At 71.4% G+C, this 12,211-nt stretch carries 9 protein-coding genes and 3 pseudogenes; 5 read left to right on the forward strand and 7 right to left on the reverse strand.

What is annotated here, in order from left to right; translation table 11 throughout:
• Positions 1-142: 142 nt before the first annotated feature.
• Both JT723_RS29910 and JT723_RS29915 read right to left on the reverse strand, forming a co-directional pair.
• Entirely contained in the window at positions 143-2,704 is a 2,562-nt protein-coding gene (locus JT723_RS29910) for a SpoIIE family protein phosphatase (RefSeq protein ID WP_205047975.1), read from the reverse strand.
• 188 nt (positions 2,705-2,892) lie between these two features.
• Positions 2,893-3,186: pseudogene (locus tag JT723_RS29915) on the reverse strand (NUDIX domain-containing protein); the annotation flags it as partial.
• A 260-nt stretch (positions 3,187-3,446) separates the two neighbouring features.
• Here JT723_RS29915 and JT723_RS29920 point away from each other — a divergent pair.
• From JT723_RS29920 to JT723_RS29940, 5 genes are all read left to right on the forward strand, one after another.
• Positions 3,447-4,844, forward strand: a complete 1,398-nt coding sequence (locus JT723_RS29920) for a site-specific integrase (RefSeq protein ID WP_240166395.1) — start codon at positions 3,447-3,449, stop codon at positions 4,842-4,844.
• Between the two features lie 77 nt (positions 4,845-4,921).
• Positions 4,922-6,697 (forward strand): hypothetical protein, encoded by a 1,776-nt coding sequence (locus JT723_RS29925; protein WP_251512400.1) that lies wholly within the window; start codon positions 4,922-4,924, stop codon positions 6,695-6,697.
• 41 nt (positions 6,698-6,738) lie between these two features.
• The gene (locus JT723_RS29930; RefSeq protein ID WP_251512398.1) at positions 6,739-8,817 is read left to right on the forward strand and encodes a site-specific integrase; all 2,079 of its coding nucleotides are present in this window, start codon (positions 6,739-6,741) and stop codon (positions 8,815-8,817) included.
• Entirely contained in the window at positions 8,814-9,248 is a 435-nt protein-coding gene (locus JT723_RS29935) for a hypothetical protein (RefSeq protein ID WP_205047978.1), read from the forward strand. The genes JT723_RS29930 and JT723_RS29935 overlap by 4 nt, the downstream gene beginning before the upstream one ends.
• A gap of 113 nt (positions 9,249-9,361) precedes the next feature.
• Positions 9,362-9,778, forward strand: coding sequence for a hypothetical protein (locus JT723_RS29940; RefSeq protein ID WP_205048041.1), 417 nt, complete (start codon positions 9,362-9,364; stop codon positions 9,776-9,778).
• A gap of 72 nt (positions 9,779-9,850) precedes the next feature.
• Here JT723_RS29940 and JT723_RS29945 read toward each other — a convergent pair whose 3' ends face one another.
• From JT723_RS29945 to JT723_RS29965, 5 genes and pseudogenes are all read right to left on the reverse strand, one after another.
• Positions 9,851-10,255 carry an NUDIX hydrolase gene (locus JT723_RS29945; RefSeq protein ID WP_205047979.1) on the reverse strand — a complete coding sequence of 135 codons (405 nt, stop codon included), beginning with the start codon at positions 10,253-10,255 and terminating at the stop codon, positions 9,851-9,853.
• A gap of 127 nt (positions 10,256-10,382) precedes the next feature.
• Positions 10,383-10,475: pseudogene (locus tag JT723_RS29950) on the reverse strand (DNA mismatch repair protein MutT); the annotation flags it as partial.
• A gap of 14 nt (positions 10,476-10,489) precedes the next feature.
• Complete coding sequence (locus JT723_RS29955) at positions 10,490-10,696, reverse strand: SPOR domain-containing protein (protein ID WP_205047980.1); 207 nt, start codon at positions 10,694-10,696, stop codon at positions 10,490-10,492.
• A 109-nt stretch (positions 10,697-10,805) separates the two neighbouring features.
• Positions 10,806-11,246 (reverse strand): annotated as a pseudogene (locus JT723_RS29960) (RpiB/LacA/LacB family sugar-phosphate isomerase); the annotation flags it as partial.
• A gap of 101 nt (positions 11,247-11,347) precedes the next feature.
• The gene (locus tag JT723_RS29965) at positions 11,348-12,100 is read right to left on the reverse strand and encodes a GntR family transcriptional regulator (protein ID WP_205047982.1); all 753 of its coding nucleotides are present in this window, start codon (positions 12,098-12,100) and stop codon (positions 11,348-11,350) included.
• Between the last annotated feature and the right edge of the window lie 111 nt (positions 12,101-12,211).

The following is a 12,211-nucleotide window of genomic DNA, read 5'->3' on the forward strand; positions in this document are numbered from 1 at the left end:
ACAGCATCATCTCGGCTCGCGGGGTACGGGGGCCGTCCCCTGGACACCTCGGTCGCACCTTTCGCTCTCGTCTCTTCGGGATACCCGGCACACGCCCTGCGAACCATTTCGGTGATCACGGCGCGGGCGCCCGTCACAGGCGTCACGGCAGTGCCAGTTCGAACCACACGGTCTTGCCCAGCGGCCCGTGTCTGGTCCCCCAGCGGCGCGACGCACCAGCCACCAGCTGCAGTCCGCGGCCGCCCTCGTCCTCCGCGGTGGCGACCCGCTCGCGCGGCGGGTCGGGCAGCGGGTCGGACACCTCGACCAGCAGCGAGGCGCCGCGCACCATCCGCACCCCGATGGGTCCGTGGGCATAGCGCAGCGAATTGGTCACCAGCTCGCTGACCAGCAGCACCGTGACGTCGGTCAGCTCGGGCAGCTCCCACTCGGCCAGCGCGTCCCGCACCCGGCGGCGGGCCAGCCTGACCGCGCTGGCCTCCGCGGGGAAGGTCCACGCCGTGGTCGAACCGCTCGGCAGTGTGCCCAGGCGTGCCATCAGCAGGGCCACGTCGTCGGGCTCGCGCCCGGGTTCCATGGTGGCGAGCAGTTCGTCACAGGCGTCCTCCAGCGAGTCCAGCGGGCGGCACAAGGTGGAGCGGAGCCGTTCCAGGCCGGTGCTGATGTCGTGCCGGCGGGACTCGACCAGCCCGTCGGTGTAGAGCACCAGGACGGTGCCGTCGGGCACGTCCAGCTCGGTCGTCTCGAAGCGGACGCCGCCGACGCCGAGCGGCACCCCGGGCGGCAGGAAGTCGAGCAGCCGCGCCTCGATCGTGCCGGGCCGCTCGCCCGGCTCGACGAGCACCGGCGGCGGGTGGCCGGCCTGGGCGATGGTGCAGCGGCGCGTGGCGGGGTCGTAGACGGCGTAGACGGCGGTGGCCATCCAGCCCTCGGCCTGGTTCTGCGCCAGGTCGTCGCCCAGTTCGCTGACCCGGCGCAGCAGTTCGTCCGGCGCCATGTCCAGGCCCGCCAGGGTGCGTACGGCGGTACGCAGCCGGCCCATGGTCGCCGCCGCGGACAGGCCGTGGCCCATGACGTCGCCGACCACGAAGCCGACCCGGCCGCCGGCCAGCGGCAGCACGTCGAACCAGTCGCCGCCGACCTCGGCCGCGCTGCTGCCGGGCACGTAGCGGTAGGCGACGTCCACACCGGGGGCTGCGGGAGTGGATCGCGGCAGCAGGGAGCGCTGGAGCATCAGGGCGCCCTCGCGCTCGCGAACGTACAGCCGCGCGTTGTCCAGCGAGGCGCCGCCGCGGTCGGCCAGCTCCATGCCGAGCGCCACGTCCTCGTGGTCGAACGGCTCGCGGCCGTCGGCCCGGCTGACCACCAGCAGGCCCAGCACCACCCCGTGCGCGCGCAGCGGCAGCACCAGCAGCGACCGGATGCCCACCGCGAGGGTCGCACGCACCTTGGGGTCGTCGGGGAAGGTCATGTCGGCCAACTCGTCGCGCGAGGCGAGCAGTTTGGGCCGGCCGGTGGCCAGCACCTCGCCGAAGGGCGACTTGCGGTCGAAGGACATCGCCTGCCCCGGCCTGATCATCCGCACGACGTCGGGGCTCCAGGTGATCGCCCCGACACCGGTCTGCCGCATCGGGGTGCTGGCGCTGTACGGCGCCGTGGGCAGCTCGCCGCCGTCGGCCAGCTGGGAGTGCAGGACGACGCCGGAGTAGTCGCAGAAGGTCGGCACCAGGGACGCGGCCAGCTCCTCGGCATTGCGCCGCACGTCCAGCTGCCCCGCGATCCGCCCGCCGACGTCGTTGAGCAGCGCGAGCCTGCGCCTTGCCCGTTCGGCCTTGGACGCGGCCTCGACCCGCTCGGTCACGTCGATCACCGTCGCGCTGATGCCCAGCACCCGGCCCGCCCGGTCGGCGAGCCGGTGGTAGGACAGCGACCTGTGCCCGTGCCCGCCGGGCGCGGGCGAGACCAGGTCGATCACCGGGCGCCCGGTGACCAGGACGTCCCGCTGGAGTGCGGTCAGCGACTCGGCGTCCCTGACGTCGAGCACGTCGGCGACGGTCCTGCCGATGTGGTCGGCCACCGTCCGGCCGTTCATCCGGGCCAGCGCCTCGTTGACGCGGACGTAGCGCAGCTCCTTGTCGAAGATCGCCACGCCCAGCGGTGAGGCGTCGAAGAGCGAGTCGAGCGCGGCCAGGTCGTGTTCGAGGGTGCGCAGCCGGCTGGTCTCCACCATCGAGGCCAGCACGAACGGCCGGCCGTCCCCGTCCACCAGCAGCGAGGCCCGCGCCTCGACCTGCACGGTGTGGCCGTCGCGGTGCCGCAGCGACAGGATGCCGTCCCAGCGCCCGCCGCGCAGCAGTTCCCCGAGGATCTGCTCGGCCTGCCCCGGCGACGGTTCCGGCCGCGACCCGGCGGCGGGCTGCCCGCCCGGCCCGAACAGACCGCCGACGCGGCGCCCGACGATGTGCTCACCCGCCCAGCCGAGCACCTCCTCGGCCAGCGGGCTCCACAGCAGCACCCGCCCCGAGGTGTCGAGCATGACCACGGCCACCCGCAGGGTGTCCATCAGGGTGCCGGCGCCGGTCCCGCCGATGTCCGGTTCCGACTCCGGCGGCTCGGACGGCTCGGACGGCTCGGGCGGGCCGGGCGGGGGGTGGTGGTCGGCGGGCGGCTGCGCGGCAGGCGGGGTGTCGCCGCTGTCGCTCATGCGTCGCACCCCCGACCGGGTCGGGCCGGGTCCACCCGGCCTCTTCCAGGGATTTACCCCTTCTCACCCGATATTCCCCCATACGCCCGCCCGACGCGTCCGCACATCCGCCGCAAGGAGGAGGCAGCACACGGCTGACCGGCCGCGGATCCGGCGGGAGGGGGCTCCCCCGGCCCGCAGAGCGCGCCTCAGGCCCCGCCCAGCCGGGAGGCCACCCAGTGGACCGCCGGGCGGTCCTGGGGCAGCCAGTCGACGCTGTCGAGTTCGGCCCGGCCCAGCCAGCGCAGCTCGTCGTGGTCCTGCAGCGGCCGCGGGTCGCCCGACAGCAGCCGGGCCGTCCACACCTGCAGGACCAGTGCACCCCCGGCCACCGGCCACTGCCCCGGCACCCGCTCCAGCGGCTCCACCTCGACGCCCAGCTCCTCACGCAGCTCGCGCACCAGCGCGCCCTGTGCGCTCTCGCCGGGCTCCAGCTTGCCGCCGGTTCTCTAGGCTATTCTCATCTGTCGGTTCCTTACGCATCACTCTCGGAGCTGCGCACGTGAACACCCTGGAACGCTGGACCGTCGACTTCTACGACTTCTCTGCCCCACCCTCTGTCACCGCAGATCCTCAGCTTCCCGCTCTCAGGGATCTGCACACCCGAGCCGCCCGGAACGGTGCCCGCCACGGCACCCCTGTGATCCTTCCGCCGTCCGGCCGCCCGGATTCCCGGATCAACCTCTTCTTCCGGGAGGGGCGTATGGCCACCTCCCAGCCCGGCACCTGGCGGCGCTACGCCTACGCCCTCGTGGTGTGGCTGGACTTCCTGGACGCCGTCGGCACGACCTGGGACCGGGCCACGGTCCACGACGTCGAGGCGTTCAAGGACTGGCGCATCACCGACACCCGAAACTCCGAGCGGGTACGGGCCACCTCGTTCGACACAGATCGGGCCGGCCTCAACAGCTTCTACACCTGGGCGAGTTCCCGGTTCGGCACGACGAACCCGGTGGCGACCGTGCGTGCCGACGACGAGGCTGCTACGCGGCAGGCGTACGGACGCGGGCGACGTGACCCGCTGCGTCCGGCCGGATCGTCGAGCCGCCAGGTGAAGTGGCTCCTGCGGGGTGCGCTGGAGCAGTGGCGGGACATCGGGCTTCGCGGCTACGGCTTCGACGGTCTGCGGCGAACCGGCCGACGGACCGGCGGCTTCAACGAGGACCGGGACACCGCCTTCGTAGACGGCTTATACGGGACGGGGCTGCGGCTTCGCGAGTGGGCCAGCATCCTCGATGTGGAGCTTCCGGCCTCGGGCGGCGAGCGGATGGGCACAGCGTGGCTCGCGGCCAAGTGCGCCAAGGGCGGCCGCGACGGACGCACGTACTGGATTCCCCGGAGGGTGCTGCAGTCCGTCGAGGGCTACCTGGATCCGCTGGAGGGATCCCGGGCCGAGGTGATCCGCCGCGCGCAGCGGCAGGGGCGCTACGAGCGGCTGCCGGGCGTGCGTGTCGTCACCGGTCACGTCCCCCGCGCCCGGAGCCTGCACATGATCACCGCGGACGGCTCGGAGATCGTGGCCCTGGACGAGCTGACGCCTGACGACCGCCGCCTGTTGTTCCGCCGGACCGAGCAGGGGCTGGAGCCGCTGTGGGTGTGGCTGTCGGTCAACGGGCTGCCGAAGAAGCCGCACAGCTGGGAGGACACCTTCGACGCCGCGAACCGGCGGGTGGCCGAGGCGTGGCTGCGCAAGACCGATCCTGACGGGCGGCTGGGCGAGGAACAGCGGGAGCAGGTGCGGCGCGAGTGCCCTCTGTGGGCGACGCCGCACATGTGCCGCCATTCCTTCGCCTTGAAGTGGTTCTCAATCCTGTCGCTGCTGGAGGAACGCCGCCTGGAGGGTTTCTCCCCCGACGAGATCGAGGACTTCCGCGACCAGTTGGGCGACATCTGGCTCCAGTTGGCGGTTCTGCTCGGTCACAAGCATCCCGACACCACGCGTGACCACTATCTGGAGCCCTTCACCGGCTTGCAGGTGTGCTACCTGATGGCGCTTCTTGACGACGATGAGAAGTCGGGGGTGGACACTCTCGTGCGGATCTTCGCCCGGCACGGCGGCTCGGTCGTGGGTCCTGTTGTCGCAGCGGGGGCGGACCGATGAGAGGCGGACGCCGGGCGGCGCTCCCGCCGTCCGGGTGGTCGCCCCCCGAACGGCTGCCCGACGGGGTGTCGGGGGCAGTGGTGCTGTTCCGCGAGGAGAATACGGGCCGGACCGTCCGGTTCGACTGCTCGGACCTGCCGGTCTCGCCACCGGTACGGGACTGGCTGGTCCGGCGGCTGGCCGAGCGGGCGGGTGCCCGCAGCGGCGTGAAGCGAGCGACATCCTTCCGCACCGGCTACCAGGTCGTGCGGGACTTCGCCCGTGTACTCGCTCACTGCGAACCGTCACCTGGGCGCCCGGCGGACATCACGGCCGGGCACATCAAGGCTTTCAAGGCCCGCTACGAGGACCCGCAGACCCGCCGTACCTGCGTGGCCCGTCTGCGGATCGTGTTGCGCGGCTGCACGGAGCTCCCCGAAGCTGCGCGACGCGAGCTGTTCGAGACCCGGCTGCCTGTCAAGCAGGTGTCCGAGCAGGTCACGGCATACTCCGAGGACGACTGGCAGCAGATCATGACTGCGCTGCGGCGGGATGTCCGGCTGTGCCGGGACCGGATCCGGAACGGAATCCACCTGCTTGAGCGGCTGCGTGCCGGCGACCTGGGTGGGGACAGTCCTAACGCCGAGCCAGCGCGCCTGCTGGACCTGTTCGCGCGAACCGGCGATCTGCCCCGCCAGAGTGATGGCGGAGGCACGCCTGCAGTCCAGCGATGCGGCGGCGTGACCGCGCTGGTGCGCATGCTGACGCTGTCCCAGCAAGAGGCCACCGCCTTCGCCCTGCTGCTGTCCATCCTGACGGCGGAGAACATCGGAACGGTCGCGAAGTGGCCTGCGGCACACGCGCGACCCGACGGCAGCGGCGATGGGGCCGTGGCGGTGGCTCTGGTCGAGCAGCGGAAGCCGCGGCGCGGGCCGGATCGTGAGCAGCGGGTGGCAGCGGTCGAGGACCTTCCCGTGTCTCTGCGGACGGTGCTGGAGCGGGTACAGGAAGACGAGCCCCTGTTCCACTCACCACTGCAAATCTACGAACTCCTCTTGGAACTGACCTCGCCCGCACGCCTGATCAGTGGGCTGACTGGGGCATTCGTCCACCGCCGGCTCGCCAATCCGACGAAGTCGGACGCTCTGTGGTCGGACGAGATCCGCGTAGAGCGCTGGGCCAGGACCCGCGGCTTCCCGCCGGCCAAGCTGGCCCGCGAAGACGGTCCGCCCGGCATCGACGTGCGCCGCATCCGCCAGACCGCCCTGGAGATCCAGCGCCGCCCCGTGTCGCACGCGACGAGGACACTGCGCGACCACTACCTGCGACGTAGCCGGACGGTCCGTGACCAGAGCAAGCACGTGGTCGCCGAGGCACTGCACGAGGAGGTCGGCAAGGCGCGGGAGGCCGCGAAAGTCGTCGTACTCCCTTCCCGTCTGCTCGACCTGGCAGCCGAAGAGCTGGATACCGCAGCAGCCGAGGCCGGGCTCGAACCAACCACTTTGAAGAACATGCTGTCGGGCGAGCTGGACACAGCCGTCGTCTCCTGCAGGGATCATCGCGACAGCCCGCATGCTCCGCCCGGCGTCGCGTGCCCGGCATCGTTCCTGCACTCCTGCCTGAACTGCCCGAACGCACGGGCTCTGCCGCACCAGTTGCCGATCCAGGTCGCATTGCACGATCGGCTGGAGGCGCTGCGGCCCAACATGGACCCGGCACTGTGGGACATGCGCTACGCGACTCCCCTGGCCCGGCTGAGCGACATCCTCGGCCACTACAGCGCGGCCGAACGCGAGCACGCACGCGGCTCGGCCACCGACCGGCACCACACGCTGATCACCTCCCTGCTGGACGGACGGACCGACGTGCGATGACCATCCCCGCTCACCTCCAGGTCCCGGCTGCGGACTCTCCCGTGCCCTGGCCCGACGACGACGTTCCCGTACTGCGCAATCGGCCCGTCAGGCTCGGCACGGACACCGCCGGCTTGTCCCGCTTCGGCGACGACGTATGGAACATCCGCCCCGCTCACCGTGACGCCCACACCGGCATCAGCAGCCTCAACCTCCTCGTCTTCCCGAAACCGCTCCGCCGCCAGTTCCGCACCGTCCTCCTGGCCGCGCTCGACCATCCGCAGCCGGTGGAGCCGACTGGCCTTCAACGGTCCGCCGAATACATCGGGATCGGCTCGATGCCAGGACTCCTCCGCGACCTGCAACTGTTCGCCCGCTGGATGCACAGCCGGGGCTTCAGGCACATCAGCAACATCACCGACCACGACCTCGACACGTACCTGAGCCACGTCCTCGGGACGACCATGTCGCTCGGACGGAAGGCGGACGTCCTTGGCGCGGTGCGGACCCTCTGGCTCTTCCGCGACGTGTTGCCCATCGCATGCCGCCTCAATGCGCAATTCCCGTGGCCGGGGCGGAGCGCCAACGAACTCGTCGGCCTGCGGTCGGCAGGCGGTGAGAACAAGCGTCCCCGTATCCATGACGCCACCATGGAGGCCCTGCTCGCCTGGTCGCTGCTCATGGTGGAGCAGATCGGCCCGGACGTCCGCGATGCCTGGCACGAGTACACCCAGCTGTGCCGGGGAGAACACCCTTCCCAAGCGATCTACTCCGGGACCGCGGGTCCCCGCCTGCACACCTACGTGGACTTCTGCCGCCGCACCGGCACACCGCTGCCGGGAACGCCCGGCCCCGAGGGACCCCAGATCAACTACGGCCACGTGCTGCGGCTCATCGGCCTGGACGACAAAAGCCAGTTCAGCCCGACCCAAAAGCGCTGGCTGGCCCGACAGGGTCTGGTCGTCGCCGAGCGCAGCTCGGTGGGCGCTGTCACCGGGCAGATCCAGGGACGCCCATGGCGTGACGCTCCCCTCACTGTCGGGGAGCTGCCCGGACTATGGCGTCGGCTGAACGGGGCGCTGTTCACCGTCGTCTGCTACTTGTCCGGGATGCGCCCCGGAGAGGTGCTGTCATTGCGCCGCGGGTGCCGCGGCACGGACGAGGCGACTGGGCAACTCGTCGTCCACGGTCACCGCGGCAAGGGCTACGACCGCGCGCCCGACACCCCCGATCGGGTCGAACCCGCGCGCCCCTGGGTAGTCGTCGATGCCGTGCACGACGCCATCGCGTTGCTGGAGTCGCTACACGACCAGCCCTATCTCTTCCCGGCGCAGCTTCGTGCGGGCAGCTTCCGCCCCTCCGCGACGCATGCTCGCACCTGCAGCGCAGTCAATCGGGACATCGCTGACTTCGCCGCCTGGGTGAATCAGTCCTTCCGCCGTGCCGACGGAAGCGCGCCCATCCCCGACGATCCGGCTGGAAAGCTCAACGCCAGCCGCTTCCGCCGCACTCTGGCTCGGTTCATCGTGCGCCGCCCGCGCGGCCTCATTGCGGCGGCGCTCCAATACGGCCACGTCGACACCAAGGTGACGCTCAACTACGCGGGCGCCCCCGACACCGAGTGGCTGCAGGATGTCGCTGTCGAGAAACTCGAACTCATCCTGGAGCAGATCAGCGAGGACGCCCAGAGACTTGCGGCAGGCGAGCACGTCAGTGGACCGTCTGCCGACGAGTACCGCCGCAGGGTCACCTGCGCAGCCGAATTCCCCGGCCGCACAGTCATCAGCCCTCGCAGCGCCGCGCGCCTCCTGGCAGGCACGGATCCCCAGGTGCACCACGGCGAGGGCATGACCTGCGTCTGGCGGCCCGAGACGGCCGCCTGCCGCGCCTCGCGCCTGGCCCAGGGGCTGCCAGAACCGGCAGGCCCCGAGGAGAGCGAGTGCCGGTCCAGCTGCACCAATCTCGCCTTCACCGACCGGGACATCGCCCACCGCAAGCAGGATCTCCGCGACTGGGAGGCGGCAGCATCCGACCCGCTGACACCCCGGCCCCTGCGTGACCGGGCCACGGCACAGGCCGAACGCATCACCTCGCTCATCCGCCATCACGAGCAAGACCGCACCGAAGGAGCTCCGGCATGACCGCCCGCCGCCCCCGCGACCTAAGCGCCGAACGCTCCACGCTCCGAGCTGCCGCCGACCGCCTTCTGGAAGGCACCCCACTGCACTCGGAGTCCGGCCGTCTCACCGTCACCGAGCTACTGCGTGAATCCGGCCTGCGGCGAGACGTCGCCTACAGCGACCACAAGGACCTCGTCGAGGAGTTCCAGGCACGCGCGCGAGCCCGGCAGCACACACCTGCCCTCGCCCAGTCGTTGGCCGATGAGAACGCCGGGCTGAAGGAGAGACTCACGGCAGCCCTGTCCGCACTCGCCAGGGAACGCGAGATCACCGCGGCCCTCCGCCGTCTCGTTGCCGAACTGGACCTGGAACTGTACGCGGCTCGCGAAGAACCCGGGCCCTCTCGGGTCACAGCCCTGCCGCCCCGCAGGCGTCCCGGGCCGCGTGCCTGAGCCGCCTCGCCGAGGGCAGCATCCTCCGTAGGATCGCGGGCATGCCAGCTGACGAAAGCGTTACCCGAGCTACTTTTGCCGATCGCCTCCAGGCAATCGTCGCCCCTCATCCGATGCCGCTCCTCCCGCGCCGTATCTGGTCAGACGAGAACTGGGGCCGCATCCAGATCGGTTACCGCTCTCGGGGCATGGACGAGAAGTGGGACGTCTTCGCCGAGGGCGCTGTTGTCTTCCTGCATCGGAGCTGGACAGGCCGTGGGATCTTCGAAGCGATCTTTTCCCCGGCCGACGGCGGTGGCTGGCGGATCGCCGAGGCCATGGTGGAACGTGACCCGGAGCGCTACCGCAATCAGGACGATGAGTACGACTGCCTCATGCTCGAACTGGTGCTCAGTACGATCGTTCTCGGAGAACCTTCGCCAGAACTCCGCTCGCAATTCGTGGACCTGGCTCGCAAGAGGTCGGGAAACGCGGACGTTCCCGCCGGGGTCGTGCAGCACAGCGCTCTCGGCCTGAGGACGGATTCCTAAGTGCCGCCTGCCCCTGTCGGGCTCCCCAACCCCACCGTGGCAGGCGAGTTCGCCGGAGCGCGGCCCGGCACTTCAGGAAGGCGCCACCAGGTGGCCCGCGGCCCTCAGATCATCGAAGAGCAGCTGGTCGACGGGGGGCACAAGATCCCGAGCCGCGTAGGAGTACCAGGCGACCTCTGCGATCTCGCTACTCGGGACCAACTCCCCCTGGTAGTCGGCGGTGTAGCAGGCCATACGCACCACCGTGGCCTCTGACAGCCCCGGCACCTGCGCCTCGTACGTGCCCACATGGACGGCTGTCCCTGGGTCGAGGAACACCGTCAGCTCCTCCTCGATCTCTCGCACCAAGGTCTCCAGGTCGGTCTCGGCACCCTCACGCTTGCCGCCCGGGATGAAAAAGACGTCCTTCCCGCGCGGGCGGGCGCACAAGATGTGGCCGTTCTCGATCCGCACCCAGGCCACCGTGTCGATCAGCACGGGAACGCCCCATTTCCCTCTCGCTCAGCACCGCCGCAAGAGACCCTATCTGGCGGCAGAAGGTCGACCAGCAACCCGGATGTCCTGGCGACAACACGCATCCCGACAACCGACTTGCCTAATGAACGCCGGGCAGCTCCCAGCGCCCGGCGAGCGCCGCGGGGGCGGTGCGGCGGGCGGCCAGCAGCCGCCCGGCGGACAGCACGGCGCCGCCCACCACCAGCGGGGCCTGGCTCACGCCTGGGCCATCCGCGGGGCGATGCGCTCGATGACGTAGCGCCGCTCCCGGTCGGCGCCCTGCTCCTGGCCGCGCTGCCGGGTGCGGCCGTCGAGCTGGTCGGCGATCCGCTCGGCCTCGGCCCGGGTCGCGTACCGGCCGACGCGGTAGCGGTTGGCCCCGTCGTCCTGGCGTATGAGGACCCACACGAGGTCGGACGTCATCGGCTCATGACCTTTCACTTGCGCCGCCGGCGGACGGGCCGGCGGCGGGGGCGCTCTTCACGGTGGGGGCGGGCGGCGCATCGGGGGCGCCCGGCGCGGAGGGGGCGGACTCGATCGCGCCGAGGTGCGCGATGTTCGCGCGGTCCTGGGCGTCGCGGTCCCCGTCGGCCGCCGCGTCGAACCAGGCGTCGAGGATCTCGCCCAGGAGTCCGCCGGACAGCAGGCGCAGGCTGAGCGCCAGCGCGTTGGCGTCGCTCCACACGCGCGCCCCGCGCGCCGAGTAGGCGTCGCCGCACAGCGCCGCGCGGACGCCGGGCACCTTGTTGGCCGCCATCGACGCGCCGGCGCCCGTCCAGCAGCACACGACCGCCTGGTCGGCCGCTCCGGACGCGACGGCGCGCGCCGCGGCCTCGGCGCTCCAGGCCCAGTCGGCCCGGTCGCCGTCGCGGAGCGCGCCGAAGACCTCCACCGCGTGGCCGCGGCGGCGCAGCTCTTCGACGGCCTGCCGGGCGATCGGCTCATCCATGTCCGAGGAAACGGCGATGCGCATATGCCCGACCCTACGCCCGAGGTTCACAGCGCGGGTACGCATTGACACGAAGAGGAACCGATCAGGCCATCCGTTCGACCAGAAGTCGACGCCCCGTCAACTCACCGTACGGGCAGGTGGTAGACCGCCCGGTACTTCTCCGCCGGGATGATCACGTCGGCGGTCTCCACCGGCAGCCCCGAGGCGTAGTACGTGCGCCGGATCTCGATGACCAGGTGCCCCGGCACCCCGCCGAGCGCCGCGGTCTCGGCCGCCAGGCCCGGCCGCGCGCCGACCTCCTCGGCCATGTGGTCCACCGTCACGTCGATGGCCGCCATCCTGGCCACCACGCCCTGCCCGCCGACCGGCCCCTCCTCGGGCAGCAGCACCGGGGTGCGGCCGGTGAGCGCCAGCGGCTCCCACGAGGTCGACAGCAGCGCGGGCTCGCCCTCGGTGCGGAAGAGGTAGTGGGTGCGCATCACCCGCTCGCCCGGTTCGATCCGCAGCCGCTCGGCGACGTCGAGCGTCGCCGTGTCCTGCACGCTGCGCGACTCCCAGCTGCCCTTGCTGCCCTCGTCCGCCTGCTCCTGCCGGTAGGGCGTGGACGGCCCCGCCGGCCGGTAGCCGCTGCGGACGACACGGCGGGGCCGCGGGCGCTCGCGCACGTACGTGCCGGACCCCGAGCGGCCCTCGACGAAGCCCTCGGCCATCAGCACCTTGCGCGCTTCGAGCGCGACGGTGTCCGAGACGCCGTACTCGGTGCGGATTCTCGCCTGCGACGGGAGCCGGGCGTGCGGGGGAAGCGTGCCGTCGAGGATCTTGCGGCGCAGATCGTCGGCGACGCGCAGGTACGCGGGCTGCTCACCGAATGCCACGGGCGCCCCTCCCAAGGGGTTGACTGTCCGCGACAGCTTCGCAACCCTTAGTACTCGACCGCAAGCCCTGCCCCGAGCGTCACACTCCGCGCACGCCGGCCCCGGCGCCGG

Source organism: Actinacidiphila bryophytorum (assembly GCF_016916835.1).
GTDB classification, from domain to species: Bacteria; Actinomycetota; Actinomycetes; order Streptomycetales; family Streptomycetaceae; genus Actinacidiphila; species Actinacidiphila bryophytorum.

Excerpts from the sequence above, each read along its gene's own strand:
- JT723_RS29910 (WP_205047975.1), bottom strand. The coding sequence starts at position 2,704 with ATGAGCGACAGCGGCGACACCCCGCCTGCCGCGCAGCCGCCCGCCGAC.
- JT723_RS29920 (WP_240166395.1), top strand. The coding sequence starts at position 3,447 with ATGGCCACCTCCCAGCCCGGCACCTGGCGGCGCTACGCCTACGCCCTC.
- JT723_RS29935 (WP_205047978.1), top strand. The coding sequence starts at position 8,814 with ATGACCGCCCGCCGCCCCCGCGACCTAAGCGCCGAACGCTCCACGCTC.
- JT723_RS29940 (WP_205048041.1), top strand. The coding sequence starts at position 9,362 with ATGCCGCTCCTCCCGCGCCGTATCTGGTCAGACGAGAACTGGGGCCGC.
- JT723_RS29955 (WP_205047980.1), bottom strand. The coding sequence starts at position 10,696 with ATGACGTCCGACCTCGTGTGGGTCCTCATACGCCAGGACGACGGGGCC.